General features: G+C 65.6%; 16 protein-coding genes and 2 pseudogenes. 6 read left to right on the top strand and 12 right to left on the bottom strand.

What is annotated here, in order from left to right; genetic code table 11:
• The 8 genes and pseudogenes from ACU6XJ_RS20325 to ACU6XJ_RS20290 form a co-directional block, all read right to left on the bottom strand.
• A partial coding sequence (locus ACU6XJ_RS20325) for a P-loop domain-containing protein (protein WP_476313739.1) occupies nt 1-2,412 on the bottom strand: 2,412 nt, incomplete at its 3' end.
• A gap of 654 nt (nt 2,413-3,066) precedes the next feature.
• On the bottom strand, nt 3,067-3,381 hold the full coding sequence (locus tag ACU6XJ_RS20320) for a hypothetical protein (protein ID WP_476313737.1): 315 nt from the start codon (nt 3,379-3,381) through the stop codon (nt 3,067-3,069).
• A gap of 548 nt (nt 3,382-3,929) precedes the next feature.
• Nucleotides 3,930-4,112 (bottom strand): annotated as a pseudogene (locus ACU6XJ_RS20315) (YxiG-like protein); the annotation flags it as partial.
• 369 nt (nt 4,113-4,481) lie between these two features.
• Nucleotides 4,482-5,567 (bottom strand): pentapeptide repeat-containing protein, encoded by a 1,086-nt coding sequence (locus ACU6XJ_RS20310; RefSeq protein WP_476313735.1) that lies wholly within the window; start codon nt 5,565-5,567, stop codon nt 4,482-4,484.
• 698 nt (nt 5,568-6,265) lie between these two features.
• Nucleotides 6,266-7,345, bottom strand: a complete 1,080-nt coding sequence (locus ACU6XJ_RS20305; protein ID WP_476313733.1) for a hypothetical protein — start codon at nt 7,343-7,345, stop codon at nt 6,266-6,268.
• Nucleotides 7,346-8,289: 944 nt separating this feature from the next.
• A complete protein-coding gene (locus ACU6XJ_RS20300) occupies nt 8,290-8,649 on the bottom strand; it encodes a PucR family transcriptional regulator (RefSeq protein WP_476313731.1) in 360 nt (119 codons plus the stop codon).
• A 243-nt stretch (nt 8,650-8,892) separates the two neighbouring features.
• A complete protein-coding gene (locus tag ACU6XJ_RS20295) occupies nt 8,893-9,837 on the bottom strand; it encodes an ATP-grasp domain-containing protein (RefSeq protein ID WP_476313729.1) in 945 nt (314 codons plus the stop codon).
• A 494-nt stretch (nt 9,838-10,331) separates the two neighbouring features.
• Complete coding sequence (locus ACU6XJ_RS20290) at nt 10,332-10,949, bottom strand: TetR/AcrR family transcriptional regulator (protein WP_476313727.1); 618 nt, start codon at nt 10,947-10,949, stop codon at nt 10,332-10,334.
• Nucleotides 10,950-11,039: 90 nt separating this feature from the next.
• Here ACU6XJ_RS20290 and ACU6XJ_RS20285 point away from each other — a divergent pair, with 90 nt between their 5' ends.
• The gene (locus tag ACU6XJ_RS20285; protein ID WP_476313725.1) at nt 11,040-11,873 is read left to right on the top strand and encodes an arylamine N-acetyltransferase family protein; all 834 of its coding nucleotides are present in this window, start codon (nt 11,040-11,042) and stop codon (nt 11,871-11,873) included.
• Here the strand turns inward: ACU6XJ_RS20285 and ACU6XJ_RS20280 are convergent.
• From ACU6XJ_RS20280 to ACU6XJ_RS20270, 3 genes and pseudogenes are all read right to left on the bottom strand, one after another.
• Nucleotides 11,841-12,431: pseudogene (locus tag ACU6XJ_RS20280) on the bottom strand (YxiG-like protein); the annotation flags it as partial. The gene ACU6XJ_RS20285 and the pseudogene ACU6XJ_RS20280 sit on opposite strands and share 33 nt — an antisense overlap.
• A gap of 449 nt (nt 12,432-12,880) precedes the next feature.
• Entirely contained in the window at nt 12,881-13,669 is a 789-nt protein-coding gene (locus ACU6XJ_RS20275; protein ID WP_476313723.1) for a MerR family transcriptional regulator, read from the bottom strand.
• 88 nt (nt 13,670-13,757) lie between these two features.
• Nucleotides 13,758-14,996 (bottom strand): serine hydrolase domain-containing protein, encoded by a 1,239-nt coding sequence (locus ACU6XJ_RS20270; protein ID WP_476313721.1) that lies wholly within the window; start codon nt 14,994-14,996, stop codon nt 13,758-13,760.
• A gap of 687 nt (nt 14,997-15,683) precedes the next feature.
• Here ACU6XJ_RS20270 and ACU6XJ_RS20265 point away from each other — a divergent pair.
• The 5 genes from ACU6XJ_RS20265 to ACU6XJ_RS20245 all read left to right on the top strand — a co-directional run bounded on the left by ACU6XJ_RS20265 (nt 15,684) and on the right by ACU6XJ_RS20245 (nt 20,555).
• Nucleotides 15,684-16,391 carry a tyrosine-type recombinase/integrase gene (locus ACU6XJ_RS20265; RefSeq protein WP_476313719.1) on the top strand — a complete coding sequence of 236 codons (708 nt, stop codon included), beginning with the start codon at nt 15,684-15,686 and terminating at the stop codon, nt 16,389-16,391.
• A gap of 114 nt (nt 16,392-16,505) precedes the next feature.
• A complete protein-coding gene (locus ACU6XJ_RS20260) occupies nt 16,506-16,925 on the top strand; it encodes a VOC family protein (protein WP_476313717.1) in 420 nt (139 codons plus the stop codon).
• A 124-nt stretch (nt 16,926-17,049) separates the two neighbouring features.
• Nucleotides 17,050-17,604, top strand: coding sequence for an EF-hand domain-containing protein (locus ACU6XJ_RS20255; RefSeq protein WP_476313715.1), 555 nt, complete (start codon nt 17,050-17,052; stop codon nt 17,602-17,604).
• Between the two features lie 220 nt (nt 17,605-17,824).
• Complete coding sequence (locus tag ACU6XJ_RS20250) at nt 17,825-18,814, top strand: Fe(II)-2OG oxygenase family protein (protein WP_476313713.1); 990 nt, start codon at nt 17,825-17,827, stop codon at nt 18,812-18,814.
• A gap of 328 nt (nt 18,815-19,142) precedes the next feature.
• The gene (locus ACU6XJ_RS20245; RefSeq protein WP_476313711.1) at nt 19,143-20,555 is read left to right on the top strand and encodes a serine hydrolase domain-containing protein; all 1,413 of its coding nucleotides are present in this window, start codon (nt 19,143-19,145) and stop codon (nt 20,553-20,555) included.
• Between the two features lie 196 nt (nt 20,556-20,751).
• Here the strand turns inward: ACU6XJ_RS20245 and ACU6XJ_RS20240 are convergent, their stop codons facing one another.
• Nucleotides 20,752-21,372 carry a hypothetical protein gene (locus tag ACU6XJ_RS20240; RefSeq protein WP_476313709.1) on the bottom strand — a complete coding sequence of 207 codons (621 nt, stop codon included), beginning with the start codon at nt 21,370-21,372 and terminating at the stop codon, nt 20,752-20,754.
• Nucleotides 21,373-21,466 lie beyond the last annotated feature (94 nt).

The following is a 21,466-nucleotide window of genomic DNA, read 5'->3' as shown; positions in this document are numbered from 1 at the left end:
GAATGGGTAGGCAGCGGTGCGGGCGAGAGTGAGGGCCTCCTCGAGTATCGCCGTGGCCCGCCCGTTGTCTCCGGTGTTGGCCACTGTTCTGGCGACCTCCCCCAACGCCTCGGCCTGCCCGTACGAGAAAGGGATGGAGCGGGCGTTGGCGAGCGCCTCCTCCAGCCGTCCGGTTTCGGCCAGTGCCACCGTGAGATCGTGGAGCACGTCGGTCCGCAAGCCGTTCTCGTCGACGGAGCGCGCGGTGGTCACCGCCTCCTCGACGTTGCCTGCCCTGGCCAGCGCTCCCGCGATTTCACCCACTGCGCCCTGCCGGTCCTCGGGGCTGGGGATGGAGTGGGCGATGGTGAGTGCCTTGGCAAGCTGTCCGGCATGGGCAAGCGCCGCGACGATGTGGCGCAACGCCTTGGGCTGGACTGCGAGGTCGGTGATCGAGTAGGCGGCGGTGAGGGCCTTGTCCAGTGTCTCCTTGGCCTGACCGACCTGGCCGGTCGCGGCCATCGCCATGGCGAGCCGGCCCAGCGTCTCGGCTTGTTCCATGGGATGACCGCCGGAAGGGAGGGTTCGCAACGCCTCGTCCAGCGTCTCCAGCGCCTGGTCACGGTGTCCCGACTTGGCAAGCGCCTTGGCAAACCCGGCCAACGCGTCGCACTGCTTGTCGGGAAAGAGAACGAAGTCGATATTGATAAATGCCTCGCCCAACACCTTCCTGGCCTGGTCGACCTGTCCGGCCTTGGCCAGTGCGTAGGCAATACCTGCCATGGCGTCGGCGGGGGAAGTGCGCGCGGCGGTAAGTGCGGCGGTGAGCGCCTCGCGCAGCAGCTCTTCGGCGGGGCCGGGGCTGCCGGCTTCGGCCAGTGCCGCGACGACCTCGCCCAACGCCGCTGCCCGAACAGCGCCTTCGCCGACGGAACGGGCGCTGGCGGCTGCTTGTTCGAACTGTCCGGCTTCGGCCAACGCGCCTGCGACCCCGCACAGTGCCGCGTCCCGCCGGCTGGGTGTGGTGATGGAGTGGGCGAGAGTAAGAGCGCGGCCGTGGTAGCCGAGGAGGGCCCAGGTGACGGGAACGACGGCCGGGATGTCGGCGTTGCGGTTGGTGATGTGGTCGCGGTGGGCGGCCAGCCGAGCCAGTGCGATGAGATCAGGTGGGTCGCATGTGCTGTGACGAGCGATCGTGGCGATGATCTGTTCGAGGGCGACGGTGTCGGCGCCAGTCGCGGAAAGCAGCCGTTCATGCCGCCGGGCGTCGGTGCAGAGCTCGGTGGCGCGGCGCATGTCGCCGATGGTGCCGAGCATGGTGTGGTAGCCCAGGAGCAGATATTCCGGTGTGTCGCCCTTCCAGCGTCGTTCCTGGTGCCATCGAGCCCACGTGTGCAGCCGCTCCCGATAGTCCGCCAAGCGTTGGGGGCCGATCATGTCGACTGCGGTGACGTGGAGTTCTTCGTGGCCCATCAGATAGACCCAGGACCCCTTGTCAGGTGCGATGACGCTGGCGCGTTGGGCGAAGCTGCGGCCGGAAACGTTGGTGAGGTGCTGTCGGACGAACCAGGTGTGTGTGCCGGTCAGGTACGCCAGATCCTCGGCAGTGAGCCCACCGCCCGCCGCGGTGAGGAATCCGAGTAGATCCCGTTCCAACTCGGACCCGGCCAACAGCCGTTGCAGGTCGCGTTCCATCTCGCGCCGCAGTGCCGTTGCCCGAGGTGAACGAGCGAGGACCCGCACAATTGTCAGGTCGCGCAGGGGGTGGTGAGGCTCGACATCGCCCGGCACCGGGGGATCCGGGCGTCCGGCGACCACCACGCGCATGTCCGCCGGCGGGCGAGGTGGGAGCAGAGCGGCGATGCTGTGGGAGTCCGGACTGATGGTGACCCCGCGGTCCTCATCGAGACCGTCAACCAGCAAAACGAGCCTTTCTCCACGTTGCCTGCAGACATGGGCAGCCTCGTCGAGCAACCCGGCGAGATGAGCTTCCCGGGTAGCGGGAGTGAGAAGGACGGGCGGTTGCTCGCCCAGGATGGCGAGCAACTGTTCCAGCAGGTTGTCCACGAACGCGGACCGGTCGGCCTGCCCTGACAGACGCGAGGTGACGAAGAACGACACCACCCTGACTCCTTCTGGCGGGTGCAGAACGAACCAGGACATCAGCGCCGTTTTGCCCGCCCATGGCCCGGCTTGCCACCATTGGTAGGTGCTGTCCGGCCGCTCCGCGGTCACAAAATCCGTCAGCTGCGCCAGCTCTATTTCACGACCTTGAAGCTCCGTGGGAGCAATTCGCTCGACTGCGCTGCGATAGTGGGTGCGGACAGGAGAACCGGTATGCAGGTTCACATCCCCCACATGTACCGATCCGTCAACATGTCCCCCGATCTGAAGAATGTTGCCGGTGATCTGCCCCTCGACCTGGTTACACACCCATCGGGAAGCCTTCTTTCCACCCGGGGCAGGTGCGTCCGGAAGGCTCTCATCAGCCCTCTCGTTCAGCGCACCCACCTCTTCCTCGCGGCTGGGGCTCCAAGACGCAACTTCCACCCCGGCACTGCCGGTACCTCGCCCGGCCGATTCATCCAATGTCATCGCTATGCAGGCCGCTCGTCATCCGTGCCGAGGCTTCCACACGAAGGTCGCCGTGAATCGTTTACGATACCTGCGGCTTTGAAGAATGGCGCTCAACGCGAGATCGGAATCAGCAAATCCGTTCACATATTTCGATACGGTGATAGTTTCTTCCAGTCATCCAGCGGTGGGAGCGACCGGTGCTCCTCCTCACCGTACTGATCGACCGACCCTCTTTATGCAGGACAGCAACGGCGAAGTCATCACCACCACCGCCGACACTTATTTGGTACCCCCCGAGCAAGGATCGTTGCCCCTTCGCTGAAGCGCGACGGAGCACGTCTTGACTGGGAGCGTTTTCTTATGCGCACGGCAAATATATGGCTGCCGGCCGATCGTCATCGCCGACGACCTGGCCAGCATCCCGGTACCGCGCCGATGAGTCTCACCCCGACCCAGCAGACCGGTGGCCGCCGGGGAAGCTGAGGATGAGGCTCACCAGCGTCGGATACGTCAGCAGCCCGCCGCGCTCCAGCGTGGATCAGCGCTGACCCATACGGTGGACCCACTGGCGGTGGAGGTCCGATACCGGTTGGAGCCCTCGATGCCGGCCTCGTAGAAACAGTGCCCCCAGGTCCACGTGCCGACCGCGCTGCCGCCGGAAGAGGCGTTCCAGAGTGTCAGCGAGTCCGCGGTGACATGCCGCCAACCCGCCTCGACCTGGATCTGGCTGGCCCCGACCGGGGTTCCACCTGCCGAACCGGCCATTCCGACCAGCGTCGCCATTGCTATGAGCGTCGCGGTCAGAGCGCTCAGAATTGTCCGCATCAGAACTCCATCTCGGAAAGAGGATTACGTTGAAACGGGCAGCGACCAGCTTCCCGGCTGCTTCCCTGATTTGAGTACCTGATAGAAGGGAGAGTGGTTATGCGAATAGGACATGCAAAAATGAAAAGACTTCGCTATCGCGGGATTTGAATGTCCTTGGTGGATGGCCGCGACTGGGCCACAAGGTGCCGAGCACAGCGGCCTGGGTCCTTGGCCAGGTCGGTGGCTGTGTCACCGACGATGCAGAGCCAGGGGCTTGTCCGGCAGGCCGCAGACCGTCTTCGGGGCGGAAGGCGACGGGAGACACCTGACCTGGTGTTGGTCGTCCGGACACTGTTCGTGTGGCACTTGTGGCGCTGCTCGGCCTCCGCAGGTTCCTTGGGATTCTGGCCACCGCTGGGGTCTGCCATGCGTGTTCACGGACTGCCGCCATGACGGCAAGAGTTGTCGTTGTCGGCGCAGGCGACAGGTGATCAATGGTTGTGGGGGACACCGCGAAGAACGCCCACTCGCGCCTGATGCCGCATGCGAGGTTGCGTGCACGGTGACTACCAGTCCGTGTGAGTTCCGATTGCGGCTAGCCCCGGGATGACGTGGGTGACCAGCCTTGTGGTCGCGGTCGATGCGGGGACGCAGTGCTTGAAGCGGTAACGCAGGTACTCCGGCGGGATCGCCGTCCGAGGATCGGCAGCCGCGGAGACGAGAACGTCGTAATCGCGCATGTAGTCGGTGAAGCCGTGGAAACGAGCGCCTGGTCGACGACGTCGTCGAAAGCCTCAGCGATCTGTTGAACGTCCACAAGAGGCATCCTCCCCCACGTCGACACCGAACGTCCGCACATGCCGCTGAGCGCTTACTTGAAGCGGGTCCGCAGCATGGTCTTTTGGACTCTTCCGTTGCGGCCAGGTACGTATACACCGTGGCGAGCCTGGTGCGGTTGGCGGCTGTTATCCGCGGGTTTTGTGCTGTTGGGTGCAGTCGGAAGCGGTCTGAGGACTCCTACTGCGCCAAGATGGATCAACAAGCTCCTTGACCTGCTTGAATGCCGTGATCTGGCGGAGCTCCAACTCACTCTTCGTCTCACCGTAGGCATGGATGGATCAGCTCGTAGCTGGGACCAGGCGTTGCCATTGTTCGGTTGAGCCGTGCTTTCGCTCGGTGGCGGTCATTGTTTCGTAGTCCCAGCCCGGCGGGGGAGACAGCACATTCGCATCCGACCGAACGCGGGCCTTGTGGAAATCGCCGCCCTGAGTGAAGTATGCATCGATGAAATTCATTCCCGAAGCGAACTCCACCTCGTGGAATTCGGCGGTCTTGTCGAATTGTGCTTCCGCGAAGACAGCGTCTCCCCGGAACCGGGCCGAGTCGAATGTGGAGTCTCCGGAAAACCGTGCATTCCGGAATGTGGCTTCCGCGCTGAACTCCGCCCTGGAGAAGCGCACGGGCCCGGAGAACACCGCCCCGTCGAACAGGGCGGCTTTCGTGAACGTGGTACGTGAGAAGTCCGAGGCGAGGAAGTGGCAGTGTCTGAAGTCGCCGTCTAGCAGGATGGCGTCGCTGAGGTCGAGGATGATGTCAGGCCAGAACATCTCCGCGGGTTTGTCGGTGTGGCCTCCCCGCCTGAGGTGGTCGGTCAGCATCAGCTCTGCGGTGAGGCGCACCTCCCGCTCCTCCTGATGGGATCCAGAACGTGCACGCCCAAGAGACGACGGCAGAGCCACAGCGGTACCCACTTCTCGGTGCGGAGAGGCAAAAGGCATGCGCAGATACGCACACAGCACGTTGACTATCGTCTGCCGCTGGCTGGGGTTGTCCTGGGCGAGGCGTTCCAGGGCGTACATGCCGGCGAGGCGGACAAGGGCCTTCTCCGAGCCGAGTTGCTTGGCCGCTTTCGTGTACAGCTCGGTGACCCGGCGCTCGTCCGCGTCATGTTTGGCATCCCTGGCCACGCGCTCCTTCTGCTTCAGTTCCTCGTCTTGGAGCTCCAGCCCGACCTCGGTCGCCCGCTGCCTCCGCACCGCGAGTAGCAACGCGACCGCGCCCCCCACCCCGGCCGCGGCGGTCAACCCCGCCTTGATGGCCTCGATGCGGGCCTTGGCTTTTTCCGGGTCCGGAAGGGTGCGGGTTTCGTGGTAGAGCCAAAAGGTGACGAGCATGCCGGTCAGCACGACGAGTACCGCGGCCAAGCCCACCCACCACCACCGGAGTGGCTTGAGACGCAAACGGTGGGGCGGTGGGGATGGGGAAATCGGATCGGCCACGTCGACTCCCGCCTCCGGTTGGCCTGTCCTCTCATAATTCCTGCGGGTCAACAACTTTGGCGAGGCACTTCGTGCGGGTTCGTCAGTACGACCGGCCGCGCCCCGACCGGCATCAGGCTCGGGCTTCCCAACACCTGGCTATGTAGGTCAGAACTGACCGCAGATGTTGGGTGTGGGTTCTATAGGTGATTGCAACACCTCATGGGAAAGGTGTTGCAATGAAACAGTTTTGGCCATACTCGCGGATCGCGAGCCGAGTCCCGGTGACTGGTCCTCGGGACCTACTACCGAAGCGTCCTGTCATGCCGATGAGCGCGTTTAGCCTCTGTTGGCAAGCCGTGCTGACCGCCGACCAGGTCGCTCCGGTGCTACGGGCTGCCACGTAGTTCGATGAGGAGTGCGGCGATTCGCACGCCTCGAGTTGGGCACGGCCGGCGTTGCCGTCTCACCAGAGCGGGACCCCCGTGGCCGGCGTCTCGCACCGCGGCGCGGTTCCCGTCTTGAGGCGACTTTCAATCGGGATGCTCCGGCCCGCTACGCGGGTAACCCTCTCGTAGCGGGCCGGAGTTCGAGCCTCGAGTGCGTCCTTCGGAGTCGTGAACGTTCGAGGTTTACGCATCCACTCAGCAGCCGCAGATGCCGCCGTTGTTGATACCGGCGATGCCGTTGCCGCCTGCGAGGCCGCTGGCGCCGGATGGGGTGGAGATGGTGTCGGCTGCGTCGCTGATGGTTCCGGAGTTCCCGAGTCCGCCTGCTCCTGCGGCGCCGCCGAGGCCTGCGAAGCCACCGGGGCCGCTACAGCCGGTACCGCCGTTGCCGCCGCCTGCGCCGTTGCCGCCCTTGCCGCCCGTGGCGGTGATGTTGTCGACGCCGGTTCCGCCGGTGAGGTTGCCGGAGTTCCCGATGCCACCGGCACCACCGGCACCGGCTACGCCACCGGCACCACCGGGCTGGACGGCGGACATGCCGTTGCCGCCCTTACCGCCGACGCCACCATTGCCGCCGAGTCCGCCGTTGGCCTTGAGGGTGTCGACACCGCCACCACCGCTGACGGTTCCGGAGTTGCCGACGCCACCGGCTCCGCCGGCACCGCCGACGCCACCGGCACCGCCACCGTGACCGCAGCCACCATTGCCGCCTGCCGCGCCGGTCCCACCGGCACCACCGTTGACGGTCACGTTGTCGAGACCGGGATCGCCGACATCGCCGGTGAAGGTCCCGGAGTTGCCGACGCCGCCTGCCGCACCGGCTCCACCGATACCGCCGGCTCCGGCGCCGCCCGCGACGGCGCCGCTGTTACCGCCAAGACCACCAAGGCCACCGTTACCGCCTCTGCCGCCGGTGACGACGACGACGTCGCTGCCTGCCGCACCGGTGATATTGCCGGCATTACCGGCACCGCCGATCCCGCCGACGCCACCGTTGCCACCGGCACCACCGGCACCGCTGGCGAGGCCGAGACCACCGAGGCCGCCGTTACCGCCGTTACCGCCTGCACCACCGATGAGGGTGATGCTGTCGGTGCCGGGACCTCCGTCGATGACTCCGGTGCTCCCCACACCGGCACCGCCGACGCTGCCTGCGCCGCCGTTGCCACCGGCATTCCCAGCCGGGGTGCCCACAGTGCCGTTGGCGCCCGCGGGGCCGTTGGTACCTGTGGTTCCGGCGACGCCGGTGACTCTGATTGTGTCGTTGCCTGCCAAGCCATTCACGGTGCCGTTCACGGCACCGCCCGTGATGGTGATGATGTTGTTTCCGCTGGTGCCGTCCAGGACTTGCCCGGCGGGGATCCCCGCGGTGCAGGTGAAGTTCGCGCCGCTTTGGGTGCAGCCCGGTGGAAGTGCCCAAGCCTGAACGGGAGCGAGAAGAGCGAACCCGGCCGCGGTACCCAATCCGATCAGGGCCCGACCCGCCCGACCTGCCGTAGTGATACGTGCTGTCGATCTCATGATCAATCTCCACCCATGGGAGAGGTCCCGGCCGAGGCCGGGAACTTGAGGGGGTGGTTTGTGACCGGGGTCCGGGGTCACTGCCCGATGCCTTCTTGCATAAGGGCATCGGATCCAACCAACGCCCAAGACCCTCTTACCGTCCACCCCCTCACAGCGGGCTGACAAGACCAACGACGGTCGGCCACCCCGATGCGAACAGGGTTACTCCATTGCCGAACTGTGAGGGCGATTGCGGAAACGGTTGCAGTGTCAGGCGCCCGAGAGCAACGACTTCACCCTTGGCTGGTGGCCCGCCCTATACCTGGCGGCCCACCTCCCCGAGTCCACGATCAGGGCTACAGGCTTCCTCTCCACCAGAGCAAACAAGGAAGGCGTCACGCCGTAGCGGCAGTTCAGAGAGCTCGACGCAGGTCGAAGCGTACGGATAGACGACAGCAGAATCATGACGTCCTGGCGCTCATCCAGTCGCGACGCCCACCAACTCGACGAATGGTGGGCATCCCAATCCACCAGCGACTCCGACCACGCCAGCGAACCAGTTCACAGCGTCCACTTCCTACTCACCACACAACCTGGGATCGAACGACCTGATCACCGCGAGGATTCTATTTCGCGATATCACCCACGGTTAATTGGACGACATGCACCGCTACCGCTAAGCGGTGAAAGCTCTCAATCGCCGCTTGGCTGCGCTGTCAGAAAGAGCGGGTGAGGCGGTGGGCTTGCAGGGCCACGTACATCTCGGTGATGGCTTTGGGGGTGGACAGGTTGCGGCCGGTGAGTTGGGCAATTCGGTTGAGCCTGTAGCGGACTGTATTGCGGTGGCAGTGCAGGGTTTGGGTGGTTTTGAGGGCGTCGCCGTTGGTGGAGAACCAGGTGTGCATGGTCCGCAGGAGTATGTCTTGTTCGCGATCCGGCAGTGCCAGGATGGGGCCGAGCACCGCTGTGACCAGGGTGTCGGCGACTTCGGGTGAGCTGGCGATCAGGACTGCCAGGGGTGCCTGGTCGTAGCGGAGCACCTCGGGGCCGCACCGGGCTGCGGCGGCGGGCAGCACCAGGACCACCTACCAGCCGGTCAAACCCACCCTTGCCGCGCAGGTCGAGGTAGACCCGCACTGGACGGCCGCTGGCGGCAAGGACACCGAGTTGATCACGAGCGGCGAATGTCGAACGCGGAGACGGCGTTTGCGCAGTGACCGGATCGACTCGATCACGCGGATGAACCGGACCCGAGCCGACGGTGTGGGTGTCTTGTCCGAACTGGTGGTCGTTGCCATGCGCCGGCGCGGGTGATCCGGTCAGGGCGTGGCCAGGTGCGCTTGGACGTAGGGGATGACGACGGTGTCGAGCGCGTTGTGTTGGGAGATGGTGGGGTGGACGTTGACTTCGAAGACCACAGCGCGCTGGCTGCCGTTGTTGGTGGGGGCAAGATCGACACCGCTGAGGGGCAGGCCGAGGGATTTGGTGGCGGTGATCGCCACATTGGCCAGATCGGGGCGGAGGTCGTCGGGGTGCAGGAGGATGGAGGTCGCGCCGCGGCTCTCGTTGCCGGGTGCGTCCGGGTCGGGTTGACGGTGTTCGCAGACCCGCACGACGCGGTCGTGGAGCACGACCACCCGGTACTGCTGACGTTGGCCATCCGGGGTGAGGTTGCCGGCGTCGCGGGCCATGAGCCAGGTCTGGCCGGTGGCGGAGTAGTGGCGGATGGCATCGCGCAGTTGGGGTGAGGTGGTGATGTGGAAGACGCCGTCACCGCCCATCCCGATGGTCGGTCGCGCCCAGACGTCGCAACCCAGTTGTTCGAAGGCGTAAGCGGCCTGCCGCGGGCTGGGATCGGACAGGGTGATGGTGGGCATTTGCGGTATGCCGTCGCGGGCGAACCGCGCGACCGTCAGGTTCTTCTCCGTGGCGGCCTGCCAGCTGTCGGCATCGGCTCCGAGAGTTGTGGTCCGGGACCGGGCCAGCAGGTGTTGGAACGGCCGGAAGCGGCGGCGCTCATGCGGCGGTATCTCATAGATGATCAGCGCAGTCGGGGCGGCGGCGAAACCTTCGGCGGGCACCCGGAGCTCAAGCTGTCCACCGGAGACGGTCGCTCGTCCTATTCCCCCGGTCATGAAGTGTCGGGCGTCCACAAGCGCCGGGCGCAGACCGGCGACCCTTTCCACCGCGACCGCCAGGCTGTGCGTACTGCCATCGGTTGAGCTGTGATCGGTCATCAGCACGACCTGCTTACCTCGCACCATGATCATCCCTTCGCGCGCAGTTGACGGTCTCGCCACGAGCCGAACGCACCGCCGCGCCGACTGGCCTGATCGCGGCATCCGCAACTTCGCCGCTGAGGCAACTCGAGCATGGACCTGTCGCTTCGGGCCCTGATCAACGTGTCCTTCCGCTGTCGGACGGGACGATCTCCCTGCCTAGGTGTCCGTGCCAAGACTGCGGAATCACTGAGAGTCTCGCTGGAGACACAGGCCGGGCCATACCACCGAATCGGGCGACTCACGGATCGCTGGAAGGCGGCGCTCCGCAAGCTCGCGTCGGCCAGCCAGTACCAGCGAGAGTGGAAAGGACGGGCGCCGACGCTGGTGCACGTCCACGTTTGGTTGTCGGGGCCATCGAACTTTCGACGCCGCGGTTGCGTTGTGGATTGATGGCTTGGATGGCTCGGGCGACCCGTACCTGGCGGCCGAACTGTCGGGCTGCCTCGCCGAGGTGGTTGGCGCGCTGGTCGGCACAGTTAAGGCTCGGGCGGTCGCTCTTGGTGCTGGGTGGCGGCGTCAATGGCGCGCCGCATCGCGACGTCGAGGGGCTTGCCGGTACGCACGGCTGTTTGTCCGGCGGCGAAGACAGCCCCGGTGACGGCGCCGACGATCGCGGCGGCGCCGATTTCGTCGATTTCGTCGGTGTATGCCTGCCGCAATGCGGTGGCCAGTTGCTGCTGGGCGTCGAACGCCCGCTGCAGCATCGCCGCCCGCAGCGCAGGCACCGAGGTGATGAGGTGTAGTCGGATCCGCTCCAGTTCACCGGCCGGGTCGCGGATCCCCGTGCCTGCCTCGGAGAGCATCCGGTGCATCGCGCGCCGCAGGACATCGCGCACCGCCTCGTCGGAGCGACGCTCCGCGATCACATCCAGCCCGGCGCGCAGGAGGTGTCGGCCGTCATCGGTGAGGAGCAGATCCTCCTTCGTCGCGAAGTGGTTGAAGAACGTCGCGTTTGATACCTCGGCGGCCGCGGCGATCTCGGCGGTGGTCGTCTGGTCGTACCCCTGCTGCTCGAAAAGCCGATATGCCGTCTCGATCAGCGCCCTCCGAGTGCGCCGCTTCTTCCGTTCCCGCAGTCCCACCGGTTCGCTCATACGACCAGCGTACTAGATACGGTCTACTTTTAGAGTTACTCTATATTTAGAGCAGATTCAGCAAAGTTGGGGCGGCGAGGGGAAGTGACCATGACGATCGGCGAGTTCCTTGACCGGCTGGACTACCGCGAGCCTGTCCGGGCCGACGCGTCCACGCTGCGGGGATTACATCGGGCGTGGCGACTGCGGGTCCCATACGAGAATGTCGACATCCAACTCGGCGTGCCTGTCCTGCTCACACCGGACGCACTGGTGGACAAGTTCGCCCGCCGCCGACGCGGAGGCCTCTGCTTCGAGATGAACGGGGCACTCGCACTGCTGCTGCGGGCGGCTGGATTTGCGGTGACGATCGTGGAGGGTGCGGTGTTACGCGCCACCCGCGGCGATCGGCAGTGGGGAAACCATGTCGCTCTGCTGGTGGATGTCGAGGGAGAGCGCTGGCTGGCCGACACCGGAATCGGGGACGCTTTCCTCGAGCCGCTGCCGTTGCGGGAAGGTACACACCGACAGGGGCGGATGACCTACCGACTGGAGCGCCTCGACGGCGGAACCTGGCGGATGCATCACGATCCGGAGGGCACAGTCTCCTCCTATGACTTCCGCACGGTGCCACGCGAACTCACCGAGTTCGCCGATCGGGCACGGAACAAGCAGCCGGACTCCCCGTTCGTCAGGGTTCTCGTGGCCCAACACCACCGCAACGACCACGAACTGGCGCTCCGCGCCCGCACGGTCACCCGCACCGGCCCCGACGGCACCGATCGACGCACGCTGAGCACTCTTGACGAGTTCGCCGAGGCGCTGACCGAGTTCCGGATACCGCTGGACGATGTCGGACCCGGAGGGCTATCCATCCTCTGGGAGAGGACTGGTCACCAACATGAAGCCTGGCTAGCCATCCAGGAAAGTGCCACGCAGACCTAAGCCCTGAGTGCGAGCCGCGATCGGTCGACCCAGGTTCGCAACTACGAGCACTGCGTATCCGCTCATGCCGCGAGTCGCGCTTCTGCCGGTGCGAACCGTTGCCGCAGCAGGTCCTGCTGGTGCCCGAGCCGGTTGATCGGCGTCGGGGTTGCCGTCTTCCACCACGGTGAACGGCGAGTAGCCGGACTCGACGCGATCGACCGACAGATCAGAGAAGACGAGGGAGATGTTGGGGCCGTTGGTTTCGATCAACGCCTCGTGGACTGGTCGCCGCAGTCGGGCGGACCACGCGGCGGTCTCCCCCGTGCCGGGCATCAGCTTTGCCCCCGGGTACAGGGCCTGCCACCGGACGCCCCAGACATAACCATCGAGTTCGTGACCCTGCTCGAAGTCGACCAACCGGTCGTCCAGCGACCGACTCCACGTCTCCGGAGCCACCGCCGAGATCACCGACGCGGACGCAGTGCTTGAAACGGTAACGCAGGTACTCCGGCGGGATCGCCGTCCGAGGATCGGCAGCCGCGTGACGAGAACGTCGTAATCGCGCATGTAGTCGGTGAAGCCGTGGAAACGAGCGCCTGGTCGACGACGTCGTCGAAAGCCTCAGCGATCTGTTGAACGTCCACAAGAGCAATCCTCCCTCCACGACTACAGCGAACATCCGCACATGCCGCTTTCGGTCTTGTACTGATGCTCGTGCCGATGTGAGTGTGTGACTTTGTGCTTGTCTTGACGTGCTGCGTCAACGCCGGTTGGATTCCGGTCTCGGCACGCCTCTGCCTTTCAATCCAGTTGAGACAGACAGGCTGCGGGTGGACAGCTGGCATCCCGTCCTGATCAGGTTGACGGTTGGTCGACTCACTGAGCTGGGACTCGCCTGTGTCGATCTGGACGGCTCGGTCAGCGGAGGTCCGGGATGGCTTTGTGGATTCGGGGCTTTGACAACACCGTGGTCAGGATTGGTGCCGAATTTGATGGCTCTCATTCCGCAGGGGGTCGGACCGCCGTCATTGGTATGGGATGGGTACCCCTGCGGCGCGCAGTTTGGCCTCGACGAGCGCGTTCAGCCGTGTCCAGGCCGTCGATGCCTGATCTTCGAGGTGATGGTTGATCAGCCCGTATCGGGTGACGGCGTCGGGCCCGGGCTGGTAGCCCGTCGGCGTCGTCAGCAGTTCGCGGTTGGCCAGCAGGTTGTCGGCCAGCGCGGACGCCAGTTCGTCGATCCGAGGGTCGTCCGGGTCCCAGGACCGCGCGTCCCAGCCGCGTTTGGTCAGGTCGGCGCACTCGGGGTCGTCGAGCCGGTGTTCGAGCTGGGTCAGGAAGATGTCGAACAACTCCGGCGCCAGTGCCTTGGCCAGCACCAGGGCTTCCCGTTGGCCGGCCACGTAGTCGGGAACGAAGCCGAGATCGGTGAGCCGGTCCAGGATCGCGAGAGCGCGGTCGGGCAGCAGGAGCCGGTCACCGTCGGCGAGCTGTCGCAGTGTGTCGCGCCGGGCGATCAGGTCGGCGATCCGCTCGGTGAGGCGCCGTTCAACGTCGACGAGTGTTGCGGCGAACTGCTCAGCGTCGGCGTCGAGCAGTGGCCCGACTTCGGCCAGCGGCACCCCGGCGGCGGCCAGGGTCCGGACCTGGACCAGCCGCAGCAGGTCGGCCGATCCGTACCGTCGGTAGCCGGAGCTGTCGCGTCGTGGTTCGTCGAGCAACCCGTGCTGGTGGTAGTGCCGCACGGTCTTCACCGTGACCCCGGCGAACGCCGCCGCCTGGCCGATTGTGACGCCGTTGGTCGAGGGAGCCATGCGACGAGTGTGCGGCCTGACCCAAGGTCAAGGTCAACCCACCTGCTTTCGCACCGCACGGCCCCCTCGACTGAGCGGGCAGGTTCCGTCAGCCTGCGGCCTGTCCGCCGCAGAACACCGCCTTGAGGAGCTTGTCCAACGCCTTCGGGTACTCCTTGGCCAGGTCGACTTCGGTGTCCACGCCGGTGATCGAGGCGGTCAGGGTCTTACCCCCGTCGGGCGTGCTGTACATCAACACCCCGTAGCCGATGGTGTTGCCGTCGTGGAAGTAGAGGGTGTCGGCGCACGGGCTCAGGTCCCGCACGCGCACCCCCAGGCCGAAGCCGCTCTTCTGGTGTGGCGTGCGCATCTCGGCCAGCAGCGGGGGATGCAGGAGCTTGCCGCTCATCAGCGCGGAGAAGAACGTGTGGAGATCCCGGGTGGTCGAGATCATGTCACCGGCGGCGAACACCAGGGAGGGATTCTGGCGGGTGACATCGACCGTCTTCCACTGACCGGCGTCCTGGTAACGGTAGTAACCGTGGGCGTGCGGCCCGCGGATCCCCGTCCGGGTGCCCGGCACCTCGGTGCCCGACAGCCCCAGCGGCTGTGGCTGATGAGGGCGGGGCCAGGGGGCAGCCGCGTCCGGCGATTGCAGGATCCGCCACTGCATCTCCTCGGCGTACGAGTGGCCGGTGACTTTCTCGATCAGCAGTGCGGCCAGCACGTAGTTGGTGTTGGAGTAGTTCCAGTCCCTCCCCGGCAGGAACAGCGGCCCCTTGGACACCGCGAACCGCACCAGCTCCTCCGGCTGATAGGTGCGGAACCGGTTGTCCACCCATTCCTGGCCCGTCGAGGGCAGCCCCGGCATGGCCTTCCCGTTGTAGTAGTCGCCGGTGTAATTGAACAGCCCGCTGGTGTGCTGCAACAGCATCCGCACCGTGATCCCCCGGTCCAGCTTGAACTGCGGCAGGTAGCCGGCCACCGGGGCGTCAAGCCCGATCTTGCCCTCGGCCACCAGTTGCAGTACCAGAGTCGCGACGAAGGTCTTGGTGTTGCTGCCGATCCGGAACCGCCCGTTCGTCGGCGGCTTCGCGGTCCCGCCCAGCTTGCGCACCCCGGCGCTGCCCACCCACTCGCCCCGCTCATCGTGCACACGCAACTGCATGCCAGCGAAACCGATATCGACGAAGCCCTGGATGGCCTCCTGTAGCTCCGGGCGGTCCTGCCCGGCAGCGGCCTTCGACACAGCCATGCTGTCCGCGGTGGGCAACCCGGGTGCGGCCGCTCCGGCCAGCAGCGTGACCACCAGCGCCGTGACCGCCACGCGCCGGAAGACCCGCGGCATGCGCCCCCTCTTCTGGGATCCGCCGACCTGCGCAGCGAGCCGCGCCGTGGAAGTGATGTTGTTCCTCATGCGGCCAGGCTCCAGCCTGACCCAGGGGCGGGGTCAACCCTTCCGCCGCACCATCCGAAACGCGCCCCGCTGTTCAACACGCGGTCCTGCCGAGTGGTCCAGGAACGCTGACGAACGTGTCTGGGCACTGCTACATCCCCAACCGTTCTGTTCAAGCGCCCATTTCCGCGGCGAGCTGGAGATAAGCGCTACGTAAGGCCAACCGTCACCCGCCATGCCGAACCACGCTCTACGGCGGGCCGCAGTTGCGGCCGTGCTCGGTGCCGGGCCTCATCAGATCGAGCACTCCACCGCGGCGGCGGCAGGTGAGCTGCTTCACTGCCGCGAACTCCTGCCTGCAAAGACAAACGACGTCCGCTCCTGCCGCGACAGCCGGCGTGGTTTAAGCCAACTACAAAGGTCAGATTGGTGGCCTATGACAACCACCTCTGAGTCGGCCTCGTCGGACGAGCGGGGCTTGGTGTTGCGGTTGCGGCCTCGGCGTACCTGGGCTGCTACACGGGAGCCTCGCGGACACACAACGCATCCGATCTGCGGCTGTTCTTCACCTGGTGCGCCGAGCAGGACATCGCACCCTTGGCCGCCCGACGCGCGGAGATCGAGCGGTACGTGCGATGGATGCAGGAGGTCCGTCGGTTCAAGCCCTCGACGGTGTCGCGGCGGATGTCGATCGTGGTCGGCTTCTACCGCACCTGCGTCATCGACGCCGTCCTGGAGCACTCACCGGCAGAGCATGTCCGCCGACCCGTCGTGCCCGCGGAGTCACCGACGTTGGGGCTGTCGCACCTGCAATTCGAGGCGCTGCTCGCCGCGGCCCGGGAGTCGACCAACCGGTTCGATTTCGCTCTGCTCGCTCTGCTCGGATTGCTCGAGCTGCGGGTCTGCGAGGCCTGCCGCAGCGACATCGACGACGTCGGTGAAGAACACGGCCACCGAGTGCTCCGAGTAGTGGGCAAGGGCTCGAAGGTCGTCCTCGTTCCGCTGCCGCCCGCGGTCGGACGAGTCATCGACCGCACCGTCAACCATCGGAGCTGCGGACCAATTCTGCTCAATCGTCGGCAACGCAGAATGGACCGACTCTGCGCCACCAGACGACTCCGATACCTTGCTCGAGCCTCGATCGTGCGGCTCCCGAACATGCATCCGCACATGCTGCGGCACACCTTCGTCACCACCATGCTCGACGCCGGAGTCGACCTCCGCGACGTCCAGATCGCCGCACGCCACGCCGACCCCCGCACCACCATGCGCTCCGACAGAGCACGCAACAACCTCGACCGCCACGCCAACTACATCCTTGCCTCCTACATGGCCTCCGGCACGTAGCTCCATCGCGAAAGCAGCACGCCCACATGCCGATGACCGCACACTACTGACCGGGCCAGCCGCGCGGGTGAGGTGTGCCTCAGGGCGAGCCGCAGTTCCCACGCTGAGTCGTCAATGGCATGCCATATCAGTGAGCTCGTGCTCAAGTGCCACGACCCCGAGACGCTGACGCGGTTCTGGTGCGAGATCCTGGACTTCAGAGAGTTCGATCGCGAACAGGAGACCTGGATCGAGATAGGCCCGCGCGAAGCGTTCGGCGGCTCGCAGCCGACGATCTTCCTCATCCGCAACGACGAGCCGAAGAACGGGCATGACCGGCTGCACATCGCCCTCAACCCCGCCGACCGCGATCAGGAGGCCGAGCTCGAGCGGTCTGGTCCGAGCCATCGCCCCGTCGTGGTCCGATCAGCGCGCCTCGACACCGTGGACGAGGGACGAATGACACGTCACCCGCCCTTGACGGCAAGGGTCGCGAAAAAGCGTGAACATCAAAAGATGCTTCCGCATGGACTTCACTCAGATCCCAAGCGTTAATCAGTTCGTGCTCACCCGACCAGGGAATTGACGATACGGCGATCCGCACTGTTGAGTGTGCTCGGCGAGTTGGACAAGAACTTCGCCGCACATCAAACACGATTTTGTGAGCCCTGGAGAATTCATGCCTGTTGCGACTTTGCTGGAACGCAAGCTGGATCGACGGTTCGACACCTACGACTTGAACAAAAACGGATTCATCGAGAAGTCGGACTTCGAGCAGGCGGCCCGGCGTTTCGCGGAGGCGTTCTCCGCGCCCGAGGACTCGGCTCCGGCCACCCGTCTTCGTGAAACCCTGGCGAAGGTGTGGTCGGACCTGGTCTCGATCAGCGACACCGACGGCGACGGACGCATCAGTCGCGAGGAATACAAGAGGGCCTTCAGCCAGCACATGCTGGAGGACGAGGCCGAGCTCACCGCGAAGTACCGACCGTTCATCGACGCATTGATGGACGTCGCAGACACCGACGGCGACGGACGCATCGATCTGGACGAACACATCAAGTGGTACACCGCGTTGATGAGCATCACCCCGGACGAGGCACGCGAATCGTTCGCCCGCCTGGATCGCGACGGGGACGGTTACATCACCCGCGAGGAGATGTTCCAGGCCGTGGTCGAGTACTACTTCAGCGAAGACCCCGAAGCACCGGGGAACTGGCTGATCGGCCAGTTGTAGAAAACCGAACCGGTTTTCCTGTGCTGACCATCTGAGATATGCTGACGGACCCTGCGGGCATTGGCGGGCAGGGTCCGTGCGCTTCCGAGTTGGCAGCGATTGTCCTGGGCGGCCATCGCCGATCCCAGCCACTTTCATGGTCGAGCGGTGCCGCACCTGATATGGCGATACTCGCGACTCCGCCGAACCAGCGAAATAGTGAGTTATAAGGTGGAGCTTGATGAGCGGAACACTCGAAGTCGACTTTCGATTCGATGATGGCGAGTCCGCACGGCTGACGACGCTTCTTCTGGAAGTCGTTTCCAACCCCTACCGTGAATACACCGAGTTTCGCGAAGAGATCCAGAAACTCGCCGCCGACAGTCGGATGCCCGCACGGTTCGCGGACTTGTGCGCCGTCGTCGCGCACCGGGACATGTCCCGCCATCCTGTGATCGTCGTCGAGAACTGCCCAATCGACCCGGAGCTGCCGGTCTTCGGCCACGAAGACCCTGTGGGCGACAAATACCGCACGAAGCGGACCTTCGTCGCGGAAGGGTTCCTCGCCCTCCACGCCGAGCTGACCGGAACCCACCACATCGGCCACGCAACAGTCAACAACGGCGACTTCTTCCACGACGTCTACCCCAAGCGGTCCATGTTCGACACCCAGTCCCAGAAAGGCCTGGGGCACTTGCGGTTCCACCGGGACTTCACCAACCACCCGGCCAGCCCACAACAGGTCAGTCAACTCATGCTGCGCGACGCCCCAGGCAACCGGGTCCTGTCGGTGTTCAGCACCGCGGCCACCGCCCTGCGTGAACTGAACCCGACCCAACAAAAGGTATTGGGCCAGCGGAGGTTCATCACCCCTGTCGACCACATCCTCACCGCGGGCAGCGACGACACGACAGAGGACCTCCACGCCGTCATCGCCCACGACGGAACCCCCCACGTCCTGGAGGGACGCACCCGCGGCCAGGATGAGGAAACACAGTCCGCCCTCGACGCCTTCTTCGCCTCGCTACACCGAAACCAGGTAACCCGAGAGAGCCGCCCCGGCGACCTGCTCAGCTTCTCCAACAACCATGTCATGCACGGCCGCCTCATCCAGGAACTGTCCAACCCCGCCAGCATGCGAACCCGATGGCTGATCAAAACCCACAACGTCAACCGACTCGACGACTACCTCCACCTCTTCGTCTCGGGACGCCCAGGCGTCGTCGCATGAGCGCTTCACCTCAACCGCGGTAGAGCTACACCCAGAGCGATACTCATTAGCGGCACTCCCGCATCCGACCGAACGCGCCACGGCAATCCAGCGGTCGATCATCGACGGTCCGACTCTTCAACACCCCAGTCCCGGCATCAGCAACCTCCGCTCATGCCGCTGACCGCGCGGCGGCAGACTGCCGCTATGAGGTCGTGCGGTCGGATCTCACCGACACGCCGCCACCGACAGCGTGGTGCGGCCAAACTCGCGGACTAATGCGGTCGCTTGTCGTCGGCAAGCCGTGGAGCCGCCGGATCCGCCGCCAGGTGCTGTTCGCGACATTCCCATGATCCCCACAGCCCGCACTGCACCTCCTCCCGGTCCCCGCGGACGCGGGTTCGCGGTCTCCGCCGCGGCGGGCTGTGGTCATGACGTCCTGGCCGGGAACACACAGGGGGCAACGGGTTTCTCTGGGGGTTGCCGTGATCAGGAACAAGGTGCTCGCCGTTGCCGTGGCCACGTCGGTGACGTTCACCTCGCAGGCCGTCGCCGAACCGTCGGCGCCCGACGACCCGGACCTGCGGCGGGCTCTGCGGTCGCTGGTGGAGCAGGGTGCGGCGGGCGCGCAGATCCGCGTCTTCGACGCGGGCACGGTGCGGGTGGCCAGGGCTGGCGTCGCCGAGCTCGGAACGCACCGACCGGTCCCCTTGGCGCCAGGTTCCGCGTCGACAGCATCACCAAGACGGTAGTGGCCACCGTCGTCCTCCAGCTCGTCGGCGAGGGCCGGATCGGGCTGGACGACCCCGTCCGCGGCCACCTGCCGGAATTCGACCTTGACCGCCGGATCACAGTGCGGACGCTGTTGCAGCACACCAGCGGCATCTACAACTACGTGTACGAGCCGGACGGCGAGCCACTCATCCCGATTTGGGAGAAGGACTTCCTCGACAACCGCTACCGGACCTACGACCCCGCCGAGGTGGTCGCGCTGGCGCTGGCCAAGCCCGCCCGGTTCCCACCCGGCACCGACTGGTCCTACTCCAACACCAACTACCTGCTGGCCGGGCTGCTCATCGAAGCCGTGACCGGTAAACCCTACGCCGACGCTGTCCGCCACCGCATCGTCATCCCGCTGGGCCTCACCGGAACCACGCTGCCCGGTACCGACCACCGGATTCCCGGCCCGCACGCGCACAACTACTACGGGTTCATCGCCGACGGCAACAAGCACCTGGTCGATGTCACCGAGTACAACCCGTCTCAGGCGCACGCCGCCGGGGAGATCATCTCCACCACCCGGGACCTGGACCGCTTCCTCAACGCCCTCCTCGGCGGCAGGCTGCTGCGCCCGGAGCTCTACGCCGAGATGCGCAAGACCTGGCCGCTGCCGGTCGGTGCCTACGGCCTCGGGCTGGACGAGCTGCCCACCCCCTGCGGGATCAAGCTCGGCCACACCGGAGGCTGGCACGGCACCGCCTCCATCATGGCGGGCACCCCCGACGGCAGCAGACGGGTCGTCATCTCGCTGAACCTCGGTGACATCCTGGACGACGAATCACAACCGCTGAGGGCGGCCATGGAGCAGGTCGCCGATGACGTGCTCTGCGCCCCAGCGGGCAACGATCATGGGCTCGCATCGCCGGGCTGCTCCCGCTCGTTCTGCAAGTCCCGGCACCAGCCGGTGTACTCGAAGGAGCCCCGGTCCGCTGGATTCCATCCGCGCCGGTCCGGGTCGCCCGCTCGAACACCAACACCGTGACCCCTCAGTTTCGTGGCACTCCCTCGTGCGCGTCATCGTGCCTGTTGGCTTGGGGGTTCGGCGGCCGGCGGCAGCACATGGTGGCTGCGTCCCGACGGTGATCCTGTCGGGACGCAACCACACCGGCCATGCCGGGCCGTTCAACTCGCTGGTGCGCCGGCACTTGCCGGCGTCCCGGCTCGACTTGTGCCTGCTTCTAGGACAGCGTGACCGTGGTCTCGTCGAGGTAGTAATTCTTGATGAAGTCGTAGGTCGAGGAGACCTTCAGCGCCTGTGCGACGCAGATCTGGCCGCTGGCATTGGGTGTCACCCTCGCCTGGTGCCGGTAGTTGTACCAGCCTGCGCCTTCGGCATGGCCCGTCGAACCGAGCTCGGTGAACCCTGTCCAGCCGGGTTCGCCCTGGATCGGATCGGTGACGCACTCAGCGGCGCTGTAGGCCGAAACGGCGTTCGTGCCCCCGGTGCCGATCACGGAGTCCTCGCTCCACAGCCAGAACGAAAGGGTGAGGTTCACCGGCGCGGTGGTGCCGACGGAGAACTTGCGCTCGATCCAGAGCAGGCCACAGTCATGGCGGCCGTGCGCCTGGAAGTCGATGCTGTATTGGCCCTGTCTGGCCTTGGCGGTCGAGCGCGCCACGGCCGAGTTATGGGGCAGGCACTCCGGCGTTCCGGTGTTCTGGTCGGTCTTGCCCACCCAACCCTGGTAGCCGTTTTCGTAGCTGTACGAGTACGTGGCCGCTGAAGTGGCTTGCGCGGGCGCCTGAACCAGTGCGGCGGCGACCACAGCGACGATACCCGTGCAGACATAGGTCAACACTCTTCTGCTGGTGCTTGGTAGATCCACGCGGAGAACTCCTCATCAAGTAAGTGTTAGTCACGGCGGAGTACTGCTGAACCGCCATCACCCCAGA

Source organism: Actinorectispora metalli (genome assembly GCF_056323685.1).
Note: the sequence above shows the minus strand (reverse complement) of the source record. Positions and strands in the feature narration are given on the sequence as shown.